30 protein-coding genes are annotated in these 22,525 nt (G+C 59.6%); 14 read left to right on the top strand and 16 right to left on the bottom strand.

Annotated features, from left to right (window positions below; translation table 11 throughout):
* Positions 1 to 17: 17 nt before the first annotated feature.
* Positions 18 to 260, top strand: coding sequence for a F0F1 ATP synthase subunit C (gene atpE / locus VE934_RS06570; RefSeq protein WP_324885572.1), 243 nt, complete (start codon positions 18 to 20; stop codon positions 258 to 260).
* 15 nt (positions 261 to 275) lie between these two features.
* On the opposite strand, the gene VE934_RS06565 is transcribed toward atpE, so the two are convergent.
* The 6 genes from VE934_RS06565 to VE934_RS06540 all read right to left on the bottom strand — a co-directional run bounded on the left by VE934_RS06565 (position 276) and on the right by VE934_RS06540 (position 4,536).
* Positions 276 to 641, bottom strand: a complete 366-nt coding sequence (locus VE934_RS06565) for a VF530 family DNA-binding protein (RefSeq protein ID WP_414693820.1) — start codon at positions 639 to 641, stop codon at positions 276 to 278.
* A 26-nt stretch (positions 642 to 667) separates the two neighbouring features.
* The gene (locus VE934_RS06560) at positions 668 to 811 is read right to left on the bottom strand and encodes a hypothetical protein (RefSeq protein WP_300561999.1); all 144 of its coding nucleotides are present in this window, start codon (positions 809 to 811) and stop codon (positions 668 to 670) included.
* A 37-nt stretch (positions 812 to 848) separates the two neighbouring features.
* Positions 849 to 2,165 (bottom strand): NAD(P)/FAD-dependent oxidoreductase, encoded by a 1,317-nt coding sequence (locus VE934_RS06555; RefSeq protein WP_324885567.1) that lies wholly within the window; start codon positions 2,163 to 2,165, stop codon positions 849 to 851.
* 178 nt (positions 2,166 to 2,343) lie between these two features.
* Entirely contained in the window at positions 2,344 to 3,093 is a 750-nt protein-coding gene (locus VE934_RS06550; RefSeq protein ID WP_324885565.1) for an alpha/beta hydrolase, read from the bottom strand.
* A complete protein-coding gene (locus VE934_RS06545; protein ID WP_324885563.1) occupies positions 3,090 to 4,160 on the bottom strand; it encodes a M14 family zinc carboxypeptidase in 1,071 nt (356 codons plus the stop codon). The genes VE934_RS06550 and VE934_RS06545 overlap by 4 nt, the downstream gene beginning before the upstream one ends.
* Before the next feature lie 64 nt (positions 4,161 to 4,224).
* Complete coding sequence (locus VE934_RS06540; RefSeq protein WP_324885561.1) at positions 4,225 to 4,536, bottom strand: 2Fe-2S iron-sulfur cluster-binding protein; 312 nt, start codon at positions 4,534 to 4,536, stop codon at positions 4,225 to 4,227.
* Positions 4,537 to 4,664: 128 nt separating this feature from the next.
* On the opposite strand from VE934_RS06540, the gene VE934_RS06535 reads away from it, so the two are divergent.
* A complete protein-coding gene (locus VE934_RS06535) occupies positions 4,665 to 5,183 on the top strand; it encodes a GNAT family N-acetyltransferase (protein ID WP_324885559.1) in 519 nt (172 codons plus the stop codon).
* A 36-nt stretch (positions 5,184 to 5,219) separates the two neighbouring features.
* On the opposite strand, the gene VE934_RS06530 is transcribed toward VE934_RS06535, so the two are convergent.
* Entirely contained in the window at positions 5,220 to 5,372 is a 153-nt protein-coding gene (locus VE934_RS06530; RefSeq protein WP_324885557.1) for a hypothetical protein, read from the bottom strand.
* A gap of 230 nt (positions 5,373 to 5,602) precedes the next feature.
* On the opposite strand from VE934_RS06530, the gene VE934_RS06525 reads away from it, so the two are divergent.
* Entirely contained in the window at positions 5,603 to 6,154 is a 552-nt protein-coding gene (locus tag VE934_RS06525) for a methylated-DNA--[protein]-cysteine S-methyltransferase (RefSeq protein ID WP_324885555.1), read from the top strand.
* Between the two features lie 179 nt (positions 6,155 to 6,333).
* Entirely contained in the window at positions 6,334 to 6,705 is a 372-nt protein-coding gene (locus tag VE934_RS06520; RefSeq protein WP_324885553.1) for a DUF883 C-terminal domain-containing protein, read from the top strand.
* Between the two features lie 38 nt (positions 6,706 to 6,743).
* On the opposite strand, the gene VE934_RS06515 is transcribed toward VE934_RS06520, so the two are convergent.
* Together VE934_RS06515 and VE934_RS06510 are read right to left on the bottom strand one after the other, a co-directional pair.
* Complete coding sequence (locus VE934_RS06515) at positions 6,744 to 7,880, bottom strand: metallophosphoesterase (protein WP_324885551.1); 1,137 nt, start codon at positions 7,878 to 7,880, stop codon at positions 6,744 to 6,746.
* A 112-nt stretch (positions 7,881 to 7,992) separates the two neighbouring features.
* Positions 7,993 to 8,406 (bottom strand): DUF2177 family protein, encoded by a 414-nt coding sequence (locus VE934_RS06510; RefSeq protein WP_324885549.1) that lies wholly within the window; start codon positions 8,404 to 8,406, stop codon positions 7,993 to 7,995.
* A gap of 101 nt (positions 8,407 to 8,507) precedes the next feature.
* Here VE934_RS06510 and VE934_RS06505 point away from each other — a divergent pair, with 101 nt between their 5' ends.
* Complete coding sequence (locus tag VE934_RS06505) at positions 8,508 to 9,434, top strand: DUF808 domain-containing protein (protein ID WP_324885547.1); 927 nt, start codon at positions 8,508 to 8,510, stop codon at positions 9,432 to 9,434.
* 91 nt (positions 9,435 to 9,525) lie between these two features.
* Entirely contained in the window at positions 9,526 to 10,035 is a 510-nt protein-coding gene (locus tag VE934_RS06500; RefSeq protein WP_324885545.1) for a DUF1993 domain-containing protein, read from the top strand.
* Here the strand turns inward: VE934_RS06500 and VE934_RS06495 are convergent.
* Positions 10,029 to 10,238: a hypothetical protein gene (locus VE934_RS06495; RefSeq protein ID WP_324885543.1), complete on the bottom strand. Its 210-nt coding sequence runs from the start codon at positions 10,236 to 10,238 to the stop codon at positions 10,029 to 10,031. The genes VE934_RS06500 and VE934_RS06495 overlap by 7 nt on opposite strands.
* A 229-nt stretch (positions 10,239 to 10,467) precedes the next feature.
* Between VE934_RS06495 and VE934_RS06490 the strand changes: the two genes are divergently transcribed.
* A complete protein-coding gene (locus VE934_RS06490; protein ID WP_324885541.1) occupies positions 10,468 to 11,547 on the top strand; it encodes a tRNA dihydrouridine synthase in 1,080 nt (359 codons plus the stop codon).
* Here the strand turns inward: VE934_RS06490 and VE934_RS06485 are convergent.
* Complete coding sequence (locus VE934_RS06485) at positions 11,452 to 12,330, bottom strand: NUDIX hydrolase (RefSeq protein ID WP_324885539.1); 879 nt, start codon at positions 12,328 to 12,330, stop codon at positions 11,452 to 11,454. The two genes, VE934_RS06490 and VE934_RS06485, sit on opposite strands and share 96 nt — an antisense overlap.
* A 101-nt stretch (positions 12,331 to 12,431) precedes the next feature.
* Here VE934_RS06485 and VE934_RS06480 point away from each other — a divergent pair, with 101 nt between their 5' ends.
* The 4 genes from VE934_RS06480 (at position 12,432) to VE934_RS06465 (ending at position 15,757) form a co-directional block, all read left to right on the top strand.
* Complete coding sequence (locus tag VE934_RS06480; RefSeq protein ID WP_324885537.1) at positions 12,432 to 13,352, top strand: SDR family oxidoreductase; 921 nt, start codon at positions 12,432 to 12,434, stop codon at positions 13,350 to 13,352.
* Between the two features lie 408 nt (positions 13,353 to 13,760).
* Positions 13,761 to 14,054 carry a hypothetical protein gene (locus VE934_RS06475; RefSeq protein ID WP_324885535.1) on the top strand — a complete coding sequence of 98 codons (294 nt, stop codon included), beginning with the start codon at positions 13,761 to 13,763 and terminating at the stop codon, positions 14,052 to 14,054.
* Between the two features lie 87 nt (positions 14,055 to 14,141).
* Complete coding sequence (locus VE934_RS06470; protein WP_324885533.1) at positions 14,142 to 14,861, top strand: hypothetical protein; 720 nt, start codon at positions 14,142 to 14,144, stop codon at positions 14,859 to 14,861.
* Between the two features lie 233 nt (positions 14,862 to 15,094).
* Positions 15,095 to 15,757 carry a hypothetical protein gene (locus tag VE934_RS06465; RefSeq protein ID WP_324885531.1) on the top strand — a complete coding sequence of 221 codons (663 nt, stop codon included), beginning with the start codon at positions 15,095 to 15,097 and terminating at the stop codon, positions 15,755 to 15,757.
* A gap of 12 nt (positions 15,758 to 15,769) precedes the next feature.
* Here VE934_RS06465 and VE934_RS06460 read toward each other — a convergent pair whose 3' ends face one another.
* The 3 genes from VE934_RS06460 to VE934_RS06450 form a co-directional block, all read right to left on the bottom strand.
* Entirely contained in the window at positions 15,770 to 16,072 is a 303-nt protein-coding gene (locus tag VE934_RS06460) for a hypothetical protein (RefSeq protein ID WP_324885529.1), read from the bottom strand.
* Between the two features lie 125 nt (positions 16,073 to 16,197).
* The gene (locus VE934_RS06455) at positions 16,198 to 16,818 is read right to left on the bottom strand and encodes a hypothetical protein (RefSeq protein ID WP_324885527.1); all 621 of its coding nucleotides are present in this window, start codon (positions 16,816 to 16,818) and stop codon (positions 16,198 to 16,200) included.
* Between the two features lie 171 nt (positions 16,819 to 16,989).
* Entirely contained in the window at positions 16,990 to 17,763 is a 774-nt protein-coding gene (locus VE934_RS06450) for a hypothetical protein (RefSeq protein ID WP_324885525.1), read from the bottom strand.
* A gap of 234 nt (positions 17,764 to 17,997) precedes the next feature.
* Between VE934_RS06450 and VE934_RS06445 the strand changes: the two genes are divergently transcribed.
* The 3 genes from VE934_RS06445 to ylqF all read left to right on the top strand — a co-directional run bounded on the left by VE934_RS06445 (position 17,998) and on the right by ylqF (position 21,583).
* A complete protein-coding gene (locus tag VE934_RS06445; RefSeq protein WP_324885523.1) occupies positions 17,998 to 18,675 on the top strand; it encodes an alpha/beta hydrolase in 678 nt (225 codons plus the stop codon).
* Positions 18,676 to 18,969: 294 nt separating this feature from the next.
* Positions 18,970 to 20,553, top strand: coding sequence for a glutamate--cysteine ligase (gshA, locus tag VE934_RS06440; RefSeq protein WP_324885521.1), 1,584 nt, complete (start codon positions 18,970 to 18,972; stop codon positions 20,551 to 20,553).
* Between the two features lie 82 nt (positions 20,554 to 20,635).
* Complete coding sequence (gene ylqF, locus VE934_RS06435; protein ID WP_324885519.1) at positions 20,636 to 21,583, top strand: ribosome biogenesis GTPase YlqF; 948 nt, start codon at positions 20,636 to 20,638, stop codon at positions 21,581 to 21,583.
* A gap of 33 nt (positions 21,584 to 21,616) precedes the next feature.
* Here the strand turns inward: ylqF and VE934_RS06430 are convergent, their stop codons facing one another.
* Complete coding sequence (locus VE934_RS06430) at positions 21,617 to 21,979, bottom strand: response regulator (protein WP_324885517.1); 363 nt, start codon at positions 21,977 to 21,979, stop codon at positions 21,617 to 21,619.
* Between the two features lie 248 nt (positions 21,980 to 22,227).
* Positions 22,228 to 22,464: a hypothetical protein gene (locus VE934_RS06425; protein ID WP_324885515.1), complete on the bottom strand. Its 237-nt coding sequence runs from the start codon at positions 22,462 to 22,464 to the stop codon at positions 22,228 to 22,230.
* Between the last annotated feature and the right edge of the window lie 61 nt (positions 22,465 to 22,525).

Below are 22,525 nucleotides of genomic sequence, written 5' to 3'. Positions count from 1 at the left end.
AACCAAAGGAGAAAATCATGAGTGACGCAGGTGCCATTTCCATCGCATGTGGTTTGATGATCGGCCTGGGGGCGATAGGCGCCTGCATGGGTATTGGTGTGATGGGCGGCCGCTATCTGGAGGGGGCGGTACGCCAGCCCGAGCTGATGGAGCCGCTGCAGACCAAGATGTTTTTGCTGGCCGGGCTGATTGACGCCAACTTTCTGATTGGTGTGGGCGTCGCCATGATGCTGGTGTTTTCCAACCCGCTCAAAGGCTGAGCAGCACGAAGGGCCCTAGGCCTTTGGCGGCGGAAAGTTGTGAACCGGCGGGCTGGCTCGCCGGATTTCCCGCAGCATGAAGAGATACAGGCTCTCAACTTTCTCCCGCGCCCACGGCGTTTTGCGCAGAAACTTCAGGCTGGAGGCCACGCTGGGATCGCTGGTGAAGCAGCGGATATTGATGCGCTGCCCGAGTTCTTCCCAGCCATAGTGGTCCGACAGGGCGGTGACGATAGCCTCTAGCGTCACCCCATGCAGCGGATCGTTGTGGGCCCCCACGTTCGTCACTTCGTGTACTTCACTGCCCCCCAAGGGGGCGCTGCGCCTGCGGCCCGGCGAAGCCGGTTCCGCGGCCCCGGCTGGCGAAGAGGGATCCTCCACACGTTTCACTTCGCTATCGTTGCTAATTATTTGTTTTTCAGCTTACCGCGCAGGGGCACCTGCGTGACGATAGTCGGACGAACAGCATCCGGCGACACTGCCTTGGGAGGCGCCGTGTCCTTCTTCGGCTTCTTGACCATCTTGTCCTTGTTTTGCTGTCCTTTTGCCATGGTGTTCTCCGTTGGGTTGGTAGGGATGCGCTGATTATCAATGCAACTTGATGCGCGGGCGGTAGGTGCGGTCCAGCATTTCAGACAGCGTAATAAGGATTGTTTTTTTCCAGCCGCCCAGTGCCAGCTGGTGCTGCTTGTGCAGCGCCCAGTACATCAGTTTGGCCACCTGGCCTTCAATGAAAAAGCTGCCCTTGGTCAGGCTGCCCATCAGGCTGCCGACCGAGGAGTATTCAGACAGCGACACCAGTGAGCCCTGGTCCCTGAAAACAAAGGGAGAAACGCGCTCGCCACGCTGCAGACGCGGCAGCGCCCTGACCAGATACATGGCCTGCTGGTAAGCGGCCTGTGCGCGCGGCGGCACCCAGGTGCCGTCGGGCTGCTGACAGGCGGCGCAGTCGCCAAAGGCGAAGATGCTGGGGTCCACCGCGCTTTGAAGGTTGCCGTTGACAACCAGCTGGTTGAGCCGGTTGGTCTCGAGCGCGTCCGGTCCGCTGCCGCCCAGGCGCGTGAGGAAGTCGGCCGCCTTCACGCCGGCGCACCAGACGCTCAGGCTTGATGAAATCACCTTGCCACTTGCCATCTTCAGGCTGTCCTCGGTGACTTCCACAACCTTTTCATTGGTGTGCACTTCAATTGCGAGCTTTCGCAGTTCGCGCAGGGCGGACTCGCTCAGACGCTCGGGCAACTGGGCCAGCAAACGTGGCGCTGCTTCCACCAGCACGATTTGCAGGTCTTTTTCAGGGTGGATGTGGTCGAAGCCATAGTTGGCCAGCACCTTGGCTGAGGCATGCAGCTCGGCCGCCAGTTCCACGCCGGTGGCGCCGCCGCCCACAATGGCCACGGTCAGGCGCCCGCTGCCAGCCGTGCGTGGCACGGTCTGGGCGCGGATGCAGGCGTTGATCAGGCGGTCGTTGAACCGCTTGGCGGCCTGCGGGCTGTCCAGCTTGATCGTGTGTTCGGCAGCACCCAGGGTGCCAAAGTCATTGGTCTGGCTGCCCACGGCGATGACCAGCGTGTCATAGGCCAACTGTTGGGCCGGGGTGATTTCCCTGCCGGCTTCGTCGTGGCTGGCTGCCAGTTGCAGCGTTTTGCTGGCGCGGTCCAGGCCTTCCAGCCTGCCGAGGCGAAACTTGAAATGATTCCAGCGCGCTTGCGCCAGATATTCGATTTCTTCGGCATGGGTGTCAAAGCTGCCGGCTGCCAGTTGGTGCAGCAGCGGCTTCCAGACATGGGTGCGGGCTGCATCGACCAGCGTGATCTCGGCCAGCTTCTTTTTTCCCAGGGTTTTGCCCAATTGGGTGGCCAGCGCCAGACCGCCTGCTCCACCCCCGACGATGACGATTCGTTGCATTAGCTTCCTCCCGGCACCAAAATGCCGCCCGCGTTGTAATGCCGGCTATGGTAACTGCCTATTGACGGGGCTTTGATCCCTGGCGGGGCTCCCTGCAAGGTAGCGGGTGGAAAGTTTCAGAAGAATTGGCACTTTGCCCATTGTTTACGGGCAAAAGTTGCTATAAAAAGAGGAGCAGTCAGCGGAGGGTCAGCCAGTCGGCTGTGCGCTGGCAGACCCAGTCTGCGTCATCGTGCGGCAAGTCATGGCCGGCCCAGGGGTGCTGATGGTGCCTGGCTTGCCACGCTGCAGCCAGGCGGGTTGAGCACAGCGGGTGAACCAGATCATCTGCGGCCGAGGACAACACCATCACAGCGCAGCGGGGAGCTTGTGCGGCGCTGGAAAACCGTGCCGCGGCCCACAGCTGGCGTCGCGCGTTGGCCGCGCTGACCGGCGCACTTTTGCGAATCCGCCGCCATGCTGCCAAATCTTCATCGCGCGTGGTGGCCCGGTTGCAGGTCAACTGGTGAATCACGCGCTCGCAATGGTCAACATCTTCCCAGCGTGCGGCCAGCAGGGCCAGCTGCGGCCAGTTTCCCGGGCGCAGGCGCTCGGTCAGGCTGTTGAAGGGACGCATGCTGGTGTTGATCAGCACCAGGCCAGCCACTTCGTCCGGGTAATGCTGGGCCCAGTGGGTGGCCACCATGCCGCCCAGAGACATGGCCATGAAGCTGTAAGGTGGCTTGCATCCTTGAGTCAACAATTGCTTGCGTGCAAAGTCCACCATGCTGCCCACCGAGCTGGGCGAGGGCAGGCCATAAAACTTGCCGTTGCCCGGAAGATCCAGCGCAATGACCGGGGCACCATTCAACGCGGGCGCCAGCCGCTCAGGCAGATCGCTCCAATGCCGGGCTTCCCGGGTGAGTCCCCGCAGGAGTACCCAGCTCACAGGGGCCGCCTTGGCCGCCAGTGCGCAGTGGCCAGTTGAAGCAGCTGGGCGCGGCGCTCAGCCTGTGGCAACCAGCGAGGCGCTGCAAACGCGGCGCGCGTTAAAAAATCAAGCAGGTCCACGTGGCGCCGCAATACGCGCTTGATACGGTGCGCCTTGATAGGGTTGAAAATGCCATGCCGCGAAAAAAGCTGCCGCGGATTTTTGCGTATCCACAACCAGGAGCCGAGCTCCAGCGTCATGGGCAAAAAGATGTGGGCCGGCGGCGATTGGTCATAGGCGTGGTCCCACAGGTCACCGTGCAGCAGGTACTGGTTGCTTTGCGGCTCAAAGCTGTAGTCATGGTGCGGATGCGATTGCACAAGCATGGTTTTGAGCGCGTACATCTCGGGAAGATGCGCCATCAACCGACGGGTCTTGGCGTAGGGAAACCAGAGGCTGTCGTCAAAGCCATACCCCGAGTGACAATCCAGCGCCAGGCTGAAGGGCCGGCTGGCCAGCTGGTCCCGCACCACCTGCAGCATCGCTGCACTTTCCATCTCCATGGCCGTGCCCGGCCTGCCGCAATACCAGGGCAGCAGCGGGCTCAAGGTTTGACCGCCGGCGAGAAAAGGGACGCGGCTCTCCGCTTTTTGCGGCGCGTTGCGCATCAGGTCTACGCCATTCGGATTGGCGCGTTTGTGCGCCCACATACCGCCGGGGTTAACAATCGGCATGAAGACCAGCCGAATTTTTTGCAGTTGCAGATGCAGCAGTTCGTCCCATTGCAGCCGGAACAGCAGGGCGCGCATGTAGTGCAGGATCACCTGCGAGCCGATGCGCTCGAGTCCGTGAATGCCGCCAAAAAAGCCCACCGCGGGGGCCAGTGGATCACAGGAGCCGATGCTTGCCGTAAAGATGGGAAACGTTGGGTTGGCGGTCTGCACCTGGCCCACGGCCTGAATTTCAAAGTGCGTGCTGCCGGCCAGCAAAATTTCCTTGAGGTCTTCATGCTCGGCAAAGGTGGTGGTGGGGTCTTCACCTCGGGCAAATTCGGTGACCTTGACAGGGGGCTGCAAAAAATCCATCTGGCCATGCTTACACAGTTGTTTGACACCGTCATGCACGTTGTCGTTATTTTTTTAAACGCGGCTACAAGGGGAGTTGAAAAACCACATCCGATGCGGGATACGCCACGCAGGGCAGGATGTAGCCCTCGCGCTTTTCGTCCGCACTCAGGCCGGGCCACTCAATGCGGTAGACCACCTGACCGCTGGTCATATGGCAAATGCAGGTGCGGCAGGTACCGTTGCGGCAGGAACTGAGCAGCTGCATGCCGGCCGCCTGGGCCGATTGCAGCAGTGGCTGCGACGCAGGCGCTTCGAAGCTGGGACCAGAAGGCTCAATCCGCGCCGTGTAGATCTGCGGGGATCCGGAGGCATAGACGGGATCACTGTCGGACATGGGACTGGCTGAAGAGATGTGTAGCGAAGCGGAGGCTTGAATTTACCGCACGCTGTTACAAGCGCGTTTTGCGCGACAATCCCGGTCCGCCTGAAATTTTTAAATTCCCGATTCGAAAAGTATTGTCCATGTCCAGCTTCCCGGTTCGCCCCGCCACCTCACGCGATGCCAAAGCCATCGCCGAAATCCACGCCAAGTCCGCCCGCGCCGCCTATCAAGGCTTGGTCCCTGATGAACAGTTGAACGTCTTGTCCAGCGACAAGCGTGAGCAGTTCTGGCGCGAGGCGATTCAGTACATGGAGCCTCAGGTGCAAGTCGCCACCGCTGACGACAAGGTTATCGGTTTTGTCGGCTTTGACCGCTCACGCGACAAGGGGACACCGTCCACCACCGGCGAAATCTGGTCTATCTATGTGGACCCAGCGTTTTGGGAGAAAGGCGTGGGCGTCGCCCTGTGGGACGCGGCGAACGACGGCCTGAAAGAAGAGGGTTGTACCAAGGTCACCGTTTGGGTGCCGGTGCGAAACGATCGTGGCCTTCGCTTTCATGAGCTTGCAGGCTTCAAGCGCGAAATGACATCGCTTAAAACCGTGGCGGTGGGTTCAGTGAAGCTGGAAGAAATCCGGCTCAAGCGCGACGTCGGCTGAAGCCGCAAGGCGCCACGACAGCTTCAAACGATGGGGTCAGGAAGGGACGTTGATGACGCGCTCTTCGTCGGGGATGACGGGCATGTCTTCATCCGGCTCGATGGGCAGGTCGTCTTCGTCTTCCAGCCCCTCTGTTTCTTCTGAAATATTCTCGCGCGGACGCCCGTGTTGGGCGATAAAGTGATTCATGCTTGCCTCCGGATAAATGGCCATCATTGCGCCTGATTTTGAGGGGCCTTCTTAGGAAAAGCCTCTTTCCGCTTGTCAGTTTCCTCTGACAGGGAAACCGCCGGGACTCCGCAATGTTTGAATGCTTTTTGGGCGTCTTGCCCAATGTTTGCGAGTAGAGTTTGCTATTTAATTGATAGCAACTGGTTAAGACCTGCAATTCACCGCAGCGTCGCCATAATCACAACTTCATGTACAGGACTATTCCCGCCCTCACGTTTGCCCTGTTTGAAACGGCCATAGGCCCCTGCGCCATCGCCTGGGGTCCAGCCGGCATCGTGGGCGTGCAGTTGCCCGAGGCCGACGCATCGCAGACCCTTCTTCGCATGCAGCAACGTTTTTCGGGCGCGGCGCATGCGCAGCCCCCCGAGGCGGTTCAACAGGCCATTGACGGCATTGCCGCCATGTTGCGCGGTGAAGCGCATGACCTGAAAGCACTGGTGCTCGATATGAGCGGCGTGCCAACCTTTCATCAGCGGGTGTATGCGGTGACACGGGATATCTCGCCGGGCAAAACGCTGACTTATGGTGAAGTGGCTGCGCGGTTGGGTGAGCCAGGCGCCAGCCGCGCGGTGGGCCAGGCGCTGGGCCGCAACCCCTTTGCGCCGGTGGTGCCATGCCACCGCGTGTTGGCGGCTGGCGACAAACCGGGCGGATTTTCCGCAAGCGGTGGCGTCAGGACCAAGCTCCGCCTCCTGCTGATCGAAGGCGCCATGCGCGGTACGCCTGGGCTGTTTGACTAGCCTCTTCTCTCAAGCGGGATTACTGCACGTGGGCTCGTGCAATCCCTTGTCCTACAGGCACGCCCTCCCCACACGCACAGCAGCGATGCCTTTCCTGGGCGACAGTGAATCGTGCGCTAGGAATTGCTTTGGGCAACGCCAGCACTCATCTTCACTGACCACTTTTTCTAGGAAACATCATGGACAAACAAAACGGCAGCCAATTTGCAAGCACCACTTCCGGCGCGTCTTTCACCAATGACAGCGCACTTACGCGCGGCGTTGACCAGGCAGGTAGCTCGCTGCACAGCACCATTGACAAGATGGCAGCGCCCACAAAAACCACCGTTGACAAGGTCGCTACCGCTGCCCACAGCACGGTCGACAAACTGGCTGGCGGTGTCTCTTCCGTCGCGGGCAAGTTGTCCGAGCATTCACATCTGCTGACCGACGTGCCTCTGCAGGCTGTCGACTATTCAAAAGCCTATATCAAGGACCATCCGCTGCAAGCAGTGGGCGGCGCTTTGGTGATCGGCTGGCTGCTGGGCCGTCTGACCGCTTCCCGCTACTAAGCAGCGCGGCCGGAAACAGGCGGCCCGAAACAGGCCGCCTAAGCGGCCGTCACCAGGCGCAGGTGCGTGATTTCTGATGGCGCACCAAATCGCTTGGGCGGCCCCCAGTAACCCGTTCCGCGGCTGGTGTAAATCCAGAGATCCTGCACCCGGTGCAGGCCTGCGGTGAAGGGTTGCTGAAACCGGACAAAAAAGTTCCAGGGCCAGAATTGCCCGCCATGGGTATGGCCGGAGAGTTGAAGGTGAAAGCCCGCCTTCGCCGCCTCTGAGGAGCTTCGCGGCTGATGGGCCAACAACACACGCGCGCCGGCATCGTGCGGTGCGCCTGCGATCGCCGCATGCGGATCGCTGCGGTGCGACTTGTCAAAATGAGCCGCACTGTAGTCGGCGACCCCTGCCAGTGCCAACACGGGCTCGCCATGTTGAAGAACCACGTGTTCATTCATGAGCACGTTGAGCCCCAGTCGCTCTAGCTCGGTTATCCACGCATGAGCACCCGCGTAATACTCATGATTGCCTGTGACGAAAAACGTCCCGTGCCTGGACGACAATCCTCCAAGTGGCGCAACATGTTGCGCCAGCTCCTCCACTGAACCATCAACCAAATCACCCGTGACGGCGACCATGTCCACGTTCAATCCATTCACCACGTCGACGATGGATTGAAGGTAGCCACGCTTGATGGTTGGGCCGACGTGAATGTCACTGATCTGCGCGATTGAAAAGCCGTGGAGATCTGCCGGCAGTCCCGCAATGGGGATGTCCACAGGCACCACCGCTGCGGTGCGCCTGGCGTTGATAAAACCCAGGACAGTCATGAGCAGTCCGAGCAGTGCAACCCCGGCTGCGGACCACGTCCGCAGCATTTCAAATGAAAAGGCGTCTGGCGCCGCTGCCAGCACCAAGTGAGCGCCCAGCAGCGTGGCGTCGCGCAGCAGCGTGAGAACAATGAGGGATGAGAACAGACCCATGAACAACATGCCGGTCCACGCCACGCGATCCGCTACCACCGGCGTCTTGAAGCGACGCGCGGTCAGTCCCAGCGGGATCATGACTATGGACGCCAGCAACCCCAGACCCATCAGAACCTGCATCAGGGGCCAGTCTTCCAGGGCCGGGATAAGGCGTGCGCCCACATAGGCGTGGAGCACCAGGGAAAAAATCAGAAGGGGCATGTATTTCACTCAAGGGGGAGCGCGTCAGACAGCGCCACCCTGATGTGGCAACGAAGCTGCCAAATACAAGGCCCTGAAACAAGGCCCAGAGACAAGGCCTGCAGCCGCAGCGTCAGCGCGGTTTTGAGCCCCAGGCACGCGTGGCAGCGTAGGCAGCCAGGGTCGCCGCGCTCGACAGGGCCGACCCCCAGACCATGTCCACCAGCGTGAGCTGCAACGGCCAACCTTCCAGGGTGGCGAAATTGCTCAGGTCGTAAGTGCCGTACGCCACCAGTCCAAACAAAGCACCCAAACTTGCTGCCGTGGTCCATTGGCTTTTTTCAAGAGCGGGCCTAACCGCAAAAACCAAAAGGCCCACGGGGTACAGCAAATAAAACACCGCGGCCGGCAGCAAGAGTGGCTGCGCACGCATCAAGGGGCCGAGCCAGGCCTGGTACTGGGCTGGCATGAGGAATCCGAGCCAGACGATATCGGCAGCAAGCACAAACATCAGGGCGCTAAGGTAGGCAATCAGCGTGTTTTTCATGGTCGTGTCATTTTGCACTCTGCTACGTGGCGGCGCGTGAAAATCCTCATCGGCGCGGCGACAATGGAGCCTCTCCAAACTTATTTTTCAGGACCTGATTTATGGCCAGCAGCCTCTTTGCTCTTATTGATGACATTGCCACCGTGCTGGACGATGTGGCACTGCTCACCAAGGTGGCCGCCAAAAAGACAGCGGGTGTACTGGGGGACGATCTGGCGCTCAACGCGCAGCAGGTCTCCGGAGTCAAAGCCGACCGCGAGTTGCCGGTCGTCTGGGCTGTGGCCAAGGGGTCTTTTATCAACAAGGCCATCCTCGTGCCGTCAGCGTTGGCCATCAGTGCCTGGCTGCCGTGGGCTGTCACCCCGTTGCTGATGGCGGGCGGCGCTTATCTTTGTTATGAGGGTGTTGAAAAGCTGGCGCACAAGTTTTTGCACAGCAAAGAGGAGGAGGCGGCGCACCAGAAAGAGTTGATGGAGGCACTGATTGATCCGTCGGTGGATTTGATGGAAGTCGAAAAGGACAAGATCAAGGGCGCCGTACGTACCGACTTCATCCTCTCGGCAGAAATTATTGTGATCACCTTGGGCACGGTTCAGGCAAGCCCTTTCATGACACAGGTTTCAGTTCTGGTTGGTATTGCCCTCTTGATGACGGTTGGCGTGTATGGCCTGGTAGCCGGCATCGTCAAGCTGGACGATGGCGGCCTTTACCTGACCCGCAAAACCGGGGACAGTGCGGCAGTGCGATTGCAGCGCAGCATTGGCGAAGGCATTTTGTGGACCGCTCCCTGGTTGATGAAGGGCTTGTCGGTAGCGGGAACCGCTGCAATGTTTCTGGTGGGCGGCGGTATTGTCGTGCACGGGATACCGGCTGTGGCCCACGCTATTGAAGCTGCTGCAGCCAGCATGGGTAGCGTGTTGGGAACTGCCGTCTCGCTCCTGGCCGATGGGGCGGTGGGTATAGCTGTCGGTGCGGTGGTTCTGCTCGCTGTAACCGCAGTTCAGAAAATGTTGCGGCGCAAGCGCTAAAAGTCTCGCGCACTTATACTGAAATTCTTCTCTGGCCCATGGTCCCGCTCGGGACCATTTTCATTTCCCATTTTTACCGAGGATTCTTCTCATGACCTTGTCCATGTACCAAGCCAGTGTTCCTGTGTTCAAGCAAATGCTTGGCGGTCTGAGCGGCGTTCTCGCCAAGGCCGAGGCCCATGCCGCGTCGCGCAAGATTGATCCCAATGCTTTGCTGCAGGCCCGCCTTTACCCCGATATGTTTGCCTTGCTCCGTCAAGTCCAGGTAGCTGCCGATTTCGCAAAAAGTGTGTCAGCCCGAATTGCGGGTGTCGATGTGCCTAGCTTTGAAGACACCGAAACCAGTTTTGCCGATCTCCAGGCGCGAATTGAGAAAACCCTGGCATTTATCAATACTCTCACCGCGGCTCAAATTGATGGCAGTGAAGAGCGGCGGATTTTGACGCAGGCCGGCACGCCCAAGGAAAAGATTTTCAGCGGCCAGTCCTATTTGCTCAACTACGGTATGCCACACTTCTTTTTTCACACCACCAGTGCTTATGCGATCCTGCGCCACAACGGTGTAGAAGTTGGCAAAAAGGATTACATCGGTAATTACTGACCAGGGCGGCGGGGCGGCGTCGCCGTGCTTGTACGTGCCCAAGGGCGCGGCCAGGGGGCATGTACCTCGTCGAGATTGTTTTGTGAGCCTTCGGCAAAAGGCCAGCGGGAGTTTTGCGCCTCTTTGGCTACACCGTCAAAACCTGTCTCGGACGGGTTGGCTTTTTTTCTGTCGGGAACGGGCAATGGATTAGAGCGGGCCATGAAGGTTTCCTTGAATGTGCTGGAGAGTCCTTGAAAGCATTTCATTGTCAACTCGTGATAACGCTCTTGCGTAAGACGCGCCCGCCGGTCCATGTAGGACTAGAATTTTGATCCATGCCTATGCCCTCAAGCTTATCCATGCGAGCCAAAGTCTGTCGCATCAGGAATGCATGGCTCAAACCTGTTGGCCCGGATCTTGTCGACGCCTGCTTTGAAATTTCTGTCTGACATGGCATCCTCCCTGCAAGGTGAGCCGCCCGCTGCCAGCACCATCTTGCTCGCGCCCATGGAGGGCTTGCTGGACTTTGTGTTGCGCGACATTTTGACCCGCGCCGGCGGCATTGACCGCTGTGTCTCGGAGTTCATACGCATCACCGACCAGTTGCTACCCGAGAGGGTGTTCTATCGCATCGTGCCCGAGCTGTACAACGGCGGTCGCACCTTGGCGGGCGTGCCGGTACGCGCGCAATTGCTGGGCTCTGATCCGGCATGCCTGGCCGAAAACGCCGCGCGTCTTGCCACGCTCGGGCCGGCCGGCATTGACCTGAACTTTGGCTGCCCGGCAAAGGTGGTCAATCGACACGGTGGCGGGGCTGCCTTGCTGCAGGAGCCCGAGACAATTGCCGCCATCGTGTCCGCCGTGCGTCGGGCCGTTCCTGCGCACATGCCGGTGTCAGCCAAGATGCGCCTGGGATTTAACGACGACACGAGAGCGGTCGAGTGTGCGCTGGCGATTGCCGGGAGCGGCGCCGATGAGTTGGTGGTGCATGCCCGCACCAAGGCGCAGGCTTATCGCCCACCGGCCTACTGGGAGCGTATTGCCGACATTCGCGCCGCAGTCAGCATTCCCCTGGTGGCCAACGGCGAAATCTGGACCGTAGAGGACGCGCGTTTGTGCCGGTTGGCTTCTGGTTGCGACATGCTGATGCTGGGCCGCGGCGCTGTTGCCAACCCTGGCCTTGCACTGGCCATACGCGGTGCGGCCCGGGGCCACTCTGGGCTGCCCTGGTCCGCAGTGTTGCCGCTGATCGATCAGTTCTGGCGTTTGGTGTGTGTGCGGCTTGATGCCCATTCGCGGCCCGGCCGGCTCAAGCAGTGGCTCAACTTTTTGCGCCGTTGTTATCCGGAGGCCGAACTGGCCTACCAGGCCCTGCGCACAGTCAACAGTACGGCGGACATTGAGCGCTGGATCGCGGCTACATGTACCGGGGGTTCAGACGAAGAGAGTCTGGAGACCGTCGACCGGCTCGAACCGCTTGTTGCGATAACACAGGCGCGTGGGGCCGGGCAAAGCCTGCTCGCGCACTGAGTGACGGGGGTCACCTGGGTAACAAATCACCCGCGTGCCCTCCTGGTCAAAAGGCTCGGGCTGAATCACCGGCGGGACGCGGCTACGGGCGGCTGCCAGCACGCTGGCTGTCGAGACGTGTCGTGCCAGATGTGCCAGGCTCATGATTTGCGGCGGCGCCAGTTCAATGTCTCCGTTCCAGTACTGCTCCAGTGCGGCGCGCGGCGTGAGCCAGATGCTTTCCGTGGTCTCAAAGTCGTCGTGCCGCGCCACCTGGCCATCGGGAAGGGCGGCCACAAAAAAGCGCGTGTCAAAACGTTTGTTCATCACTGACGGTGCGGTGGGTGTGATCCAGCGCGACCAGGGCGCCAGACTGCGGGTTTGCAGCCGCAGTGCCAGCTGCACCAGCACCGCATTAAAGCCGTGGCCTTCGCGCAGCAAGGCCGCCGCACGCAAGGCTGGTTCAGGTGTCTCACTTGCGTGTGCAAACAACACGCCGCACTCTTCAAACGCTTCCCGCACGGCTGCCACATAGAGGCCTCCCGCGGTTTGCAGGTCTATGTCGGACTCATTCAGGCCGGCATGCAGAGCTGCGACCGGCTGGTCCAGGTGCGCAGCCATATCCAGCTCTGCATCGGCAGCATCAACCTTGCCACCCGGAAAAACATAAGCACCTCCCAGCACGTCGGACAAACCGTGGCGCTTCATCAAAAAAACTTCCAGGCCAACCGGTGTATCGCGCAAGAGAACGACAGTGGCCGCGGGGCGCGGTACGGAGTGGATGGTTTCCAGATGCAGTTCCATGGGGGATTGAATGTTGGTTACCAGTTGTTCGGGTCAATTACATTACGGAGGCTATCAGACGCACGACACGCTTCCAGCAGCACAACAACAGGAGATGAAGAATGGGTATTGATTTCACAGGCCAGGTGGCCATTGTCACGGGCGCCGGCGGCGGCCTGGGCCGTCAGCATGCGCTGGCGCTTGCAAGGCGCGGGGCCAAAGTGCTGGTCAACGATTTGGGTGGTGCGCGGGACGGCACGGGTGGCTCTGTCAGTGCCGCGCAGGCGGTGGTGAACGAAATTCTTGCAGCAGGCGGCGAAGCCTTGGCCAACGGCGCTTCCGTCACGGATTTTGATGCAGTGCAAGCCATGGTGCAGCAGGCTATGGATGCCTGGGGCCGCGTGGACATTCTGGTTAACAACGCGGGCATATTGCGTGACAAAAGTTTTGCAAAGATGGAACTCAGCGACTTTGCACTGGTGATGAATGTGCACCTGATGGGCGCGGTGCACTGCACAAAAGCTGTCTGGCCCATCATGACCAAACAGGCTTACGGACGCATCCTGATGACGTCTTCTTCATCAGGCCTGTATGGCAACTTTGGTCAGGCCAACTACGGAGCGGCCAAGATGGCGCTGGTTGGACTGATGCAAACCCTGTCCATTGAGGGAGCCAGGAACAATATTCGTGTGAATTGTCTGGCGCCCACAGCGGCCACCCGCATGACAGAAGATTTGATGCCCGAAGAAATCCTGCAGGCCTTAAAACCCGAAGCGGTGGTGCCTGCCATGCTTGTGCTGGTTGCAGAGGATGCCCCGACACGAACCATTCTTTGCGCCGGTGCTGGCTCCTTTGAGGCGGCGCATATCACACTGACGCAGGGTGTGTGGCTGGGCAATGATGCGCAAACACCGGAAGCGCTTGCAGCGCGTCTGTCGCAGGTCACAGAGCGAACGGGTGAGATCGTGCCCCAGAGCGGCGCAGTGCAAGGCAACACGGAAGTTGCAAAGGCTATGGCACAAGCGGCTCTCGCCAAAGTCTAGGGCACGGCCAAAAAAAAGCAGCCGGGGCCGCTGGACAATGTTCTGACGATTCGCCCGGAGGCGGAGGTCGGATACCTGTCGTTGTAGCGCGGCGCCCGGCTGACACACTTGCAGTGTCTGCCCGGGCTTGCGCATGATCTGCAGGATGATGCTGGCGCGTGATGTAGTCCGTCTCCGGCGTGCACATGCAGGCCATCGATTCTTGCGAGCACTCACTCCCGCTGTCACACGCTGCAAGCGCGGGTAACGATCTGAAAGCAAACGTCGGCGGACCGGACTCGTCCTACAGTCATGCGCGCATGAAACCGACTCCCAGAATTTTTATCAGCTCCTAAATTTAAATCAGTCGGCACTTCTGTCGGCGTTTACTTCAACCGCCCTTCATTGGGTTTTATTCAGGAGCTACTCATGAAATTTACTCAATCCCTCACTGCTACTCTGACTGCCGCTGCTCTGGTCGCGGGCGCCGGTTTTGCTTATGCGCAAACTACTACGCCGGCTGCTGCCGACACCCCTGCGCAGGGTGCGACACAAGCTCGCCCATCGACAGATGCCACTTCAGGCACTAGCGGCAATTCCTCTGGCACCATGCAGAACCAGCCTTCGTCCAGCACCGGCACCAGCTCGGGCACTTCCATGGACAGCAGCACCACGATGCAACGTGATGCCGTGACTCCCGAGCCACGCGCTGACCGCAACTAAGTCGTACCGGTGAAATTGGTTCCTCCGGGGAGGCCGGGTTTATTCGGCCTCCCCGTTGTGACGTACAGCATTTAAGGCAGACCAGACATGAGCAGGTCAGAACAATCACCTTCGCAATTCGATGCCGTTCTAAAAGGTCTTGGCATCGGCTGCGCTGTTGTCGCGCTCATCCTGCCCGGCCAGGTCACATCCAGACAAAGCCGTCCCGTTGTTGCTCACCAGCAACCGGTTCTGGTGGCCGACTTTGCAGGCGAAGAAGCTTCGCCGGAGATCAGAAGATTTGCGAGCTGGATCATGAGCACTGCCGATCACCGTGGCATGCCGTTTGTCCTTGTGGATAAACAGCATGTGAGGGTGTTTGTATTTGAAGCGGGCGGGCGTCTGCTGGGGGCGACGCCAGCGCTAATGGGCTCGGCCGTAGGCGACGATTCAGTTGCCGGCATTGGTGAGCGGGAGATATCGGCTATTCAGCCTCACGAACGCACTACACCCGCTGGGCGATTTGTCAGCGTGCCGGGTGTCAACTCCACCGGCGAAGACATTGTGTGGGTGGACTATGATGCCGCCGTATCCATGCACCGTGTGCGGGCCAAAGAGCCTAGTGAGCGGCGGCTCGAACGTCTGGCGTCAGCCACTCCCGATGACAACCGCATCTCCTTTGGTTGCATCAACCTGCCAGCTCCTTTTTACGATGGCGTGGTTAAGCCGGTGTTGGGCTCATCTCGCGGCGTGATTTATGTTTTGCCGGAAACCCGGTCTACGACCGACGTGTTTCAGGCGTACGCAGCTGCGGATATCAAATCCTGAGCTTGGCGTAGGTTAATTCCTACGATTTCATCGGTCTAGGTGAAATCCCCTGCGACTATTACATATGGCTTTCGCCCTTGAAGAGAGGGTAGAGATTGCTATAAAAAATATAGCAAACTGATTTGGAGGTGCATCCGCCCTTTCAATCCTGGCGTTCAGTGGGTAGGATCTGTCCTACAGCACTGGGAAGGCCCCGGTGCTGGTCTGTAGACGCAGCCCCACCGGGACCCTGGATGACTCTCAAAAGCAGAATTGTTTGCGCGATGGCCGCCTCATGGGCGCTGTCAGCTTTTCTCTCACCAGTTGCGGCAACAGAGGGTTCCGCAGCCCAACAGGTCTTGTTTGCTGACTTTGGCGGTGCTACAGCCTCCGCCGACGTGCGTTACACAGCCGCACGCATCCTGGCTTCATCGGACAACCAGGGCTGGCCTTTTGTCATCGTCGACAAAAAAGATGCGCGGATATTCGTTTTTCAAGCCGACGGCCAGTTGGTTGGCGCTTCCGCCGCCCTGCTGGGTTTGGCCAGCGGTGATCATTCGGTTCCGGGCATAGGTTCACGAGAACCATCAAAAATACTGCCCTTTGAACGCACCACGCCTTCCGGAAGGTTTCTTTCGCAGCCGGGCCGCAATCTGGACGGGGAAGAGGTTGTGTGGATCAACTACACAGAAGGACTGGCAATCCATCGGGTGCGACCCGGACAGAGTCAGGAACGTCGCCTGCAGCGCTTGGCGTCAAGCACGCCGGACGACAACCGGGTCTCCCTGGGATGTGTTGTTGTCCCGGTCGCGTTTTTTGAAGAGGTTGTACAGCCCGTGTTGGGTAAAAATTACAGCGTGGTTTATGTACTGCCCGAAACCCGGGCCGCCCATGCGCTGTTTGCCCAAAGGCCCTGAGGCAAGTCTGGCCTAGCCGCGAGGCTGTCTTGGGGTCGCACCGCGCTGCATGTCCCCTCCGGACATATTGACCCTGCTCGTGCGTGTCACATTGACCTTGGGGCAATTGGTGTCAGTCACCGAAAAAACCATATGTCCGTCAGTAAACACAGCTGGCAGTGTCTGGTGCAACTGATATTGCATGTCCACTGGCGGTGTTGACGCGTGATAAATCACCTGGTTGGCCCGGTTGTAGACCGTATAACAGGCCAAGGCCTGAGTGCTGAGCAAGAGGGGGAGCAGGGCTCCCAGGGTGTATTTGAAAACGCGTGTCATGACGATGCCTTTCTGGCTGCTATTTGATCTTAGTGGGCGCGCCCCAAATCAACTGAAGGCGGGAGGCGGGTTGCGCTGTCGTCAAACATCGCAAACGCCGGGGAGCAAGCCAGCGATGGTTGAAACTACATCTGCGCGGGCTGAGTATTTTGAAAATCAACTGGCCTGCCGTCCCGGTCAACCTGCTGTCCTGTGGCCGCGTCTCCGTGGGCGAACATGCGTTGCAGGTCCTGCAAATCTTTTAAAACCTCGTCTTCTGCCGGATCTTTGTCGTTTGCCGCAGACTTTGCGGCGCCTTTGGGGCCGCCGCCGGACGCGACCCATGCACTTGGGTCGGGCATATCGGGGTAAGGACAGGTCTCGCCCACATTGAATTCCCACGAAATGCCGTGTAGCCAGTTGGAGGCGGTCGGCTCGAATTCTGTGATGGCTGCCAGCAACTGCTTTTGGAAAGCAACCATATAGGTCAGCAGTTGCGCATCCCACTGGCGGACTACCAGACGCACATACATGCCTGGGCCGCGGCTGCGGCTGTTGACCAGCAGCATTTGGCATTCAACCCATTTCGGCGGAATGCCCAGATCGCGCAAACAGTCACGCAAAACCACTTGAACCAGCTGCCGGCGCGTGCCATTGTCAGAGTTGTCGTCGATGGTATGGGGCCTGCTGTCCACGTTTTCAGCCGGCACGCTCAGGGGTGATTTGCTCGCAGTGGCAGGTTCCTTGCGGGAAATCTTCAGACCCATCAATTTATTGAACACTTGTTTCACGCTTGACGCTCTCTTGCGATCGATCGCATGTTTCCTTGTGATCGATAGTCGTCCAAGTGAGGTGGCAAGTCAAGCCGGTGCCTACCCTTCACTTGGGAGCACCGGCCGGAGATCGCCTAGCGGGCTGGTTGTGGTGTGGGCAAATGACTATTTACCATTGCCGCCACCGCCGCCGCCGTTGCCTCCACCATTGCCGCCGCCGTTACCTCCGCCGTTACCTCCGCCGTTGCCTCCACCATTGCCGCCGCCGTTGCCGCCGCCGTTACCTCCGCCGTTGCTGGCTGAGTTTCCGAACCCGCCGTTACCTTTATTCCCGCCTGAATTGTTGGACGCGCTCAGGCCGCCTTTGTTGCTGTTGTCTTTACCAGCTGAACTGGCGAGGGAGCCGCGTTCGGATTTGCTGGAAGATTTGGCGCCTGCTTTGGCGTTATCTGTTTTGGACGCACTCGTCACCTTGCCCATGGTTGTGCCCATGGATTTGGCAATATTGCCCCAGCCCATGCCAGCGGCACGTTGTCCAAGCACGCCGTTGAGGGACGATGCCAGTTGTGCAGGAGTGGGCTGGGTAATGCCCTGGCGGGCCAGGTCGGCTTGTGCAAGTGCCAGGGCATGGTTGACGTTACCGTATCCCATCTTGCCAGTGGCGGGCGTGACGCTCGCCGAGGGCGCCGTCGGGTTGGGGCCCGCAGGGTTTGCGGTCAGGGTGACGGTGGAGCTGTTGCGCAGTCCGCCAACAAGGGCTTGCGCATTTTGGGGTGAACCCGCAAACGATGCGTAAGTTGAGCTGAGCCTGCTCTCCGGGTTTTTGGACGAGGCCGTGGTGCTGGAAGTCACGCTGCTAACCTGGGCCCAGGAAGGAGCGCCCATGAAAACCACGGCGCCGGCCGCAGCCAGTGCAAGAATCGTTTTTTTGTAGAACATGAGATCACCTTTTTTGTCTGACCCAGGCGTATTTGCCCGTAGTCCAACTGTGCCGCCTCCTCGATTGGACACAAGTAAGGAGTTGTTGCCGAAGGATGTAGGGGCAACCCGCTTTTTTCACATGGTGTCATCCTGTGGTCAGACTCCCGCGTTGACGCCTATCCGGCTGCGCGCATCCTGGCTTGTTACAGTTGCAGCTCCGGGCTTTCGCTCGCCACCCCCACAAAAGATCCCATGTCACTGGAAGTCATTGAAGTCGAGACCGCGCCCAACCCCACCGCCACCGTGCTGCTTATGCACGGCCTGGGAGCCGACGGGAGGGACTTTGTGTCCATTGCCAATGAGTTGTCGCTGGAAGCTGTTGGCCCCGTGCGTTTTGTTTTCCCCAATGCGCCCGTGATGTCCGTTACTATCAATGGCGGCTATCAAATGCCCGCCTGGTACGACATTTTGAGTGCTGACTTGACGGCCCGCCAGGATGAAAAAGGCTTGCGCCAGACGCAGGCATTGATCAACACCTTGATAGCGCGTGAGACAGGCCGCGGCATCGCCGCCAACCGCATCATCATTGCGGGCTTTTCGCAGGGCTGCGCGATGGCATTGATGACCGGCCTGCGTTACCCCCAAAAACTGGGCGGCATCATGGGTCTGTCCGGCTATTTGCCGCTGGCTCACACGCTCGCGGCAGAGCGCAGTGCGGCCAGTCAGGGCGTCCCGATTTTTCTTGGCCACGGCAAGCGCGATGGTGTGGTCCCGCTCGCCGCTGCAACAGCAACCCGCGATGCGCTCACCGCCTTGGGCTATTCAGTGGACTGGCATACGTACGAGATGGAGCACTCGGTGTGCATGGAGGAAATCGCGGACATGAACGCCTGGTTGCTGCGCGTTCTGGCTGACGGCCGTTCTGCCTGAACTGGCGCTGCTTGCACGGCCGCGCTTGCCGCGCAGCCGTAAGGGCTTTCCCGGCATTGCAATGGGCGATCAGGGCGCCATCTATGCCTTGGGGAAATGGGTTATGAATCAAATCGCTGCCTTGCCCATAAGGCGCGGGCAAAGTTTGCTATCTTAATAATAGCGTTTGCTTCCGGGAGCCCTGTCAGCTGAAGCGCCGTCGCCAGAGGGCAGGGCAGAGGGCAGCCGCCCCGCCAGCAAACAAAACCGGCCTGTGATACCTTGCAGCCAGTCAAAAGAATCGGGGGATAAAACATGAACAGCTTGCACACGCGCGGCGACGCGTATTTGGGGGATCGCCTGCGGGCGCTGGACCCTGCCAGGCTGAAGGGCATGCGGCGCGGCATCGAGAAAGAAAGCCTGCGTGCACAACCCGGTGGTGGTCTGGCATTGACCCCGCACCCGGCGGCTTTGGGCTCTGCGTTGACCCACCCCAGCATCACCACCGATTTCAGCGAATCGCAGCTCGAGCTTGTCACCGCTGCGCACGCGGGGCTCAATGATGGCGTGCAGGCGGCGTTAAATGAGCTGACTCACATTCATCAGTTCACCTACCGCGCCATGCAGGCGCTGGGTGATGAAATGTTGTGGGTTTCGAGCATGCCCTGCGGCCTGCCTACGGACGAGACGATTCCAGTGGGTCGGTATGGCTCGTCCAACGTCGGGCGCGCCAAAAGCGTGTATCGCCTGGGCCTGAGTCACCGTTATGGCAGGCGCATGCAAACCATCTCGGGCATTCACTACAACTGGTCGCTGCCCGGTGTTTCCAGCGAGGAGTACTTTGGGCTGATCCGTAATTTCCGGCGCCATGCATTTTTGCTGCTTTATCTGTTTGGAGCCTCACCGGCTGTCTGTTCCAGTTTTGTAGCCGGGCGTCAGCACGATCTGCAGGCGCTGACAGAGCACACCATGTACATGCCGCACGGAACTTCGCTGCGCATGGGGCGGCTGGGCTACCAGAGCGACGCGCAAGCTTCGCTCAAAGTCAGCTACAACAATCTGGACGGTTACGGTGCGTCACTTGAAGACGCGCTGACCCGGCCCTACCCGGCGTACGAAGCAGTGGGCATCCGCAACCCGGGCGGCGATTACAACCAGCTTGCCACCAGCCTGCTGCAGATTGAAAACGAGTTCTACGGCACCATCCGCCCCAAGCGCGTGATTTTTCCCGGAGAGCGTCCGCTACACGCCCTGCGCGAACGCGGTGTCGAATACGTCGAGGTGCGCCTCATGGATCTCGATCCGTTTGTCCCGGTCGGCATCGCGCCTGAAACCATGCGTTTTCTTGATGTGTTTTTGCTCCACTGTCTGCTGTCAGACAGTCCGCCCGACACACCGCAGGAAATTGCAGCGCTTGCGCGCAACCAGCACCGCGTGGCCGGTCGTGGCCGCGAGCCAGGCTTGACGCTCGAGCGCGCTGGCGAGGAGGTCACGCTCACTGGCTGGGGTGCGCAGCTGATTGAACAATGCGTTCCCATTGCCCTGGTGCTGGACGCCGCTCAGGGCGGTTCCGCTTATGCCGACGCGGTGCGCGCCGCAGGCGCTGCCTTGCACAAGCCCGACTCATTGCCCTCCGCCCGGGTCCTTGAGGCCATGACCGCAGAGCACAACAGCTCCTTTGTCGCCTTCGCCCGGGCACAGTCCCTCAGCACGCGTCAGACCTTGCTGGCGCTTCCTTTTTCTGATGAGCAGCAGGCCGCGTTTGCCGAACTGACGCGCCACTCGGTGGCGGAACAAAAAGCCATTGAGGCTGCGGACACCATGCCCTTTGAAATTTACCGGCAGCAGTATGTGTCGCCCGAGCGCCTGGGCATCCGGAGTCTGGCTCACGCCGCCTAGGCTGACCAGGCGGCGATAATGGGCCCCCCGCAATCGGGGCAGGGACTGTAACGACAGTCCTATCCAAAGAAAGAGCGTAGAGATGGCAATCCAGTGGTTCCCCGGTCACATGAACCTGACCAAAAAAGCCATCAGCGAGCGCATCAAGGACACCGACGTTGTGATCGAGCTGCTGGACGCGCGGCTGCCCGGCTCCAGCGCCAACCCAATGCTGGCCGAGCTAACAGGCAGCCGGCCGGCCCTGAAGGTACTCAACAAGCAGGATCTGGCTGATCCCTCCCGCACCGCGCTGTGGCTGGCGCATTACAACAGCCTGCCCGACACACGGGCGATTGGTCTGGATGCCAGTGAAACCGCGCCCTCGCGCCGATTGATCAGCGCCTGCCGCGAGCTGGCGCCCCTGCGCGGCGGAATGGTCAAGCCCATGCGTGTTCTGATCTGCGGCATTCCCAACGTGGGCAAGTCCACCCTGATCAACACCCTGACCGGCAAACGCGCCGCCAAAACCGGCGATGAAGCGGGCATCACCAAACTGGAGCAACGCATTTCGCTTGCTGACGATTTTTATCTGTACGACACCCCGGGCATGTTGTGGCCAAGAATCATTGTGGCGAAAAGCGGTTACAACCTGGCGGCCAGTGGAGCCATTGGCCGCAACGCATTTAATGAAGAAGAGGTCGCGTTGGAGTTGCTGGATTATCTGATTCAGCACTACCCTGCGGCGGTGGAGGCCAGGTACTCCCTGCAGATCGCTCCGGGCATGAAAGACGAACAACTGCTGGAGGAAATCGGCCGTAAACGCGGTGCACTGCTCGGCAAGGGCCGCATCAATCTGCAAAAAGCTGCGGAAATTGTGATTCACGATTTTCGCAATTCAGGCCTGGGCCGCGCGACGCTGGAAACACCTGAGGAATTTGCGACCTGGCTTAAGGCGGGGCAGACGCTGGATGCCGAGCGTCAGGTCAAAAAAGACGCCATCGAACTCAAACGTCTGATCAAATTCAAAAAAGTTCCGCGTCCGGAGGCGTGAGCGGCTCTGTTAGCTGCTGCGCCGGGAGCTGATTCAGTGACTGCAGTACTGAAGAAACAAGTCGATCTCTGTTGACTTGTCAAACACGGCGTCGGCGCCGTTGACAAGGCAGCGCTTGCGAACTTCCTCTGTCGCATAGTTCGAGAGCACGACAACCCGCTGATTTTTGCGATGGTGGCCACATTTCTGTAAAACCCCCAGCCCCGTGCCCTGCGCAAGAAAGAGATCCAGGATCAGCATGTCCCAGTCTTTGGGATGCTGGTCCAGCCAGCGACAGGCGTCGCTCTCGGTTGAGGAATGTCCTACTGTCTCTACACCCAACACCTCACCAAGGGTCTCGACCAGGTTGTCCCGGATGACCGCGTTGTCTTCCACGATGTAGGCTTTCAGCGTCATGAGGTCTTCTGTTAATGCAGGCAGAGCAGGCCTGGGTGTTACACGAGTGCTGATGATTTGAGGGTTCACATAGCCAGTCTGGGGGCGCAGCCGAAGTAATGCCGCAATCCAATGCATTGCGGACATGTAGGACGGCGTCCTGCAAATGTTTGCGGAAAGAAAAGACTGCACCGCCTGAGAAACGTTGGGTGTTTAGCTACAAAAAACGTAGCAGAAGACGGGGATGTCCGGGTTAGCCCGGCGACCGATCAGTTTTTTCCGGAGAGTCGACGCCGGGCGTAGACGCCGATGAAGGCAATGCCCAGGACCAGCGCAAACCACCCGACCAGCGAGGCGCCTGCAACGATGCCCTGCATGCCGGGTGAGGTGATGAAGTAAGGCGAAATCAGGACGGCAAGCCCAATGAGGGCGCACAACAGGCCCTTAAACAGCAGTTCGTTGTTGGCTTTGCTTTGACGGCGAATGGGTGGCGGAGGTAGTGGCATGGCCTGATTGTCGGCCATCGCCCCGGCAAGCCTTGCAGGTTCTTCACGCCCTTTGCAGCAT

Origin of the sequence: Polaromonas sp. (assembly GCF_035638815.1) — a bacterium.
Classification (GTDB): Bacteria; Pseudomonadota; Gammaproteobacteria; order Burkholderiales; family Burkholderiaceae_C; genus Polaromonas.
This window is presented reverse-complemented; position numbering and strand designations above follow the sequence as displayed.

Excerpts from the sequence above, each read along its gene's own strand:
- atpE (WP_324885572.1), top strand. The coding sequence starts at position 18 with ATGAGTGACGCAGGTGCCATTTCCATCGCATGTGGTTTGATGATCGGC.
- VE934_RS06560 (WP_300561999.1), bottom strand. The coding sequence starts at position 811 with ATGGCAAAAGGACAGCAAAACAAGGACAAGATGGTCAAGAAGCCGAAG.
- VE934_RS06555 (WP_324885567.1), bottom strand. The coding sequence starts at position 2,165 with ATGCAACGAATCGTCATCGTCGGGGGTGGAGCAGGCGGTCTGGCGCTG.
- VE934_RS06545 (WP_324885563.1), bottom strand. The coding sequence starts at position 4,160 with ATGGATTTTTTGCAGCCCCCTGTCAAGGTCACCGAATTTGCCCGAGGT.
- VE934_RS06540 (WP_324885561.1), bottom strand. The coding sequence starts at position 4,536 with ATGTCCGACAGTGATCCCGTCTATGCCTCCGGATCCCCGCAGATCTAC.
- VE934_RS06535 (WP_324885559.1), top strand. The coding sequence starts at position 4,665 with ATGTCCAGCTTCCCGGTTCGCCCCGCCACCTCACGCGATGCCAAAGCC.
- VE934_RS06530 (WP_324885557.1), bottom strand. The coding sequence starts at position 5,372 with ATGAATCACTTTATCGCCCAACACGGGCGTCCGCGCGAGAATATTTCA.
- VE934_RS06525 (WP_324885555.1), top strand. The coding sequence starts at position 5,603 with ATGTACAGGACTATTCCCGCCCTCACGTTTGCCCTGTTTGAAACGGCC.
- VE934_RS06520 (WP_324885553.1), top strand. The coding sequence starts at position 6,334 with ATGGACAAACAAAACGGCAGCCAATTTGCAAGCACCACTTCCGGCGCG.
- VE934_RS06515 (WP_324885551.1), bottom strand. The coding sequence starts at position 7,880 with ATGCCCCTTCTGATTTTTTCCCTGGTGCTCCACGCCTATGTGGGCGCA.
- VE934_RS06510 (WP_324885549.1), bottom strand. The coding sequence starts at position 8,406 with ATGAAAAACACGCTGATTGCCTACCTTAGCGCCCTGATGTTTGTGCTT.
- VE934_RS06505 (WP_324885547.1), top strand. The coding sequence starts at position 8,508 with ATGGCCAGCAGCCTCTTTGCTCTTATTGATGACATTGCCACCGTGCTG.
- VE934_RS06500 (WP_324885545.1), top strand. The coding sequence starts at position 9,526 with ATGACCTTGTCCATGTACCAAGCCAGTGTTCCTGTGTTCAAGCAAATG.
- VE934_RS06495 (WP_324885543.1), bottom strand. The coding sequence starts at position 10,238 with ATGGCCCGCTCTAATCCATTGCCCGTTCCCGACAGAAAAAAAGCCAAC.
- VE934_RS06490 (WP_324885541.1), top strand. The coding sequence starts at position 10,468 with ATGGCATCCTCCCTGCAAGGTGAGCCGCCCGCTGCCAGCACCATCTTG.
- VE934_RS06485 (WP_324885539.1), bottom strand. The coding sequence starts at position 12,330 with ATGGAACTGCATCTGGAAACCATCCACTCCGTACCGCGCCCCGCGGCC.
- VE934_RS06480 (WP_324885537.1), top strand. The coding sequence starts at position 12,432 with ATGGGTATTGATTTCACAGGCCAGGTGGCCATTGTCACGGGCGCCGGC.
- VE934_RS06475 (WP_324885535.1), top strand. The coding sequence starts at position 13,761 with ATGAAATTTACTCAATCCCTCACTGCTACTCTGACTGCCGCTGCTCTG.
- VE934_RS06470 (WP_324885533.1), top strand. The coding sequence starts at position 14,142 with ATGAGCAGGTCAGAACAATCACCTTCGCAATTCGATGCCGTTCTAAAA.
- VE934_RS06465 (WP_324885531.1), top strand. The coding sequence starts at position 15,095 with ATGACTCTCAAAAGCAGAATTGTTTGCGCGATGGCCGCCTCATGGGCG.
- VE934_RS06460 (WP_324885529.1), bottom strand. The coding sequence starts at position 16,072 with ATGACACGCGTTTTCAAATACACCCTGGGAGCCCTGCTCCCCCTCTTG.
- VE934_RS06455 (WP_324885527.1), bottom strand. The coding sequence starts at position 16,818 with ATGGGTCTGAAGATTTCCCGCAAGGAACCTGCCACTGCGAGCAAATCA.
- VE934_RS06450 (WP_324885525.1), bottom strand. The coding sequence starts at position 17,763 with ATGTTCTACAAAAAAACGATTCTTGCACTGGCTGCGGCCGGCGCCGTG.
- VE934_RS06445 (WP_324885523.1), top strand. The coding sequence starts at position 17,998 with ATGTCACTGGAAGTCATTGAAGTCGAGACCGCGCCCAACCCCACCGCC.
- gshA (WP_324885521.1), top strand. The coding sequence starts at position 18,970 with ATGAACAGCTTGCACACGCGCGGCGACGCGTATTTGGGGGATCGCCTG.
- ylqF (WP_324885519.1), top strand. The coding sequence starts at position 20,636 with ATGGCAATCCAGTGGTTCCCCGGTCACATGAACCTGACCAAAAAAGCC.
- VE934_RS06430 (WP_324885517.1), bottom strand. The coding sequence starts at position 21,979 with ATGACGCTGAAAGCCTACATCGTGGAAGACAACGCGGTCATCCGGGAC.
- VE934_RS06425 (WP_324885515.1), bottom strand. The coding sequence starts at position 22,464 with ATGCCACTACCTCCGCCACCCATTCGCCGTCAAAGCAAAGCCAACAAC.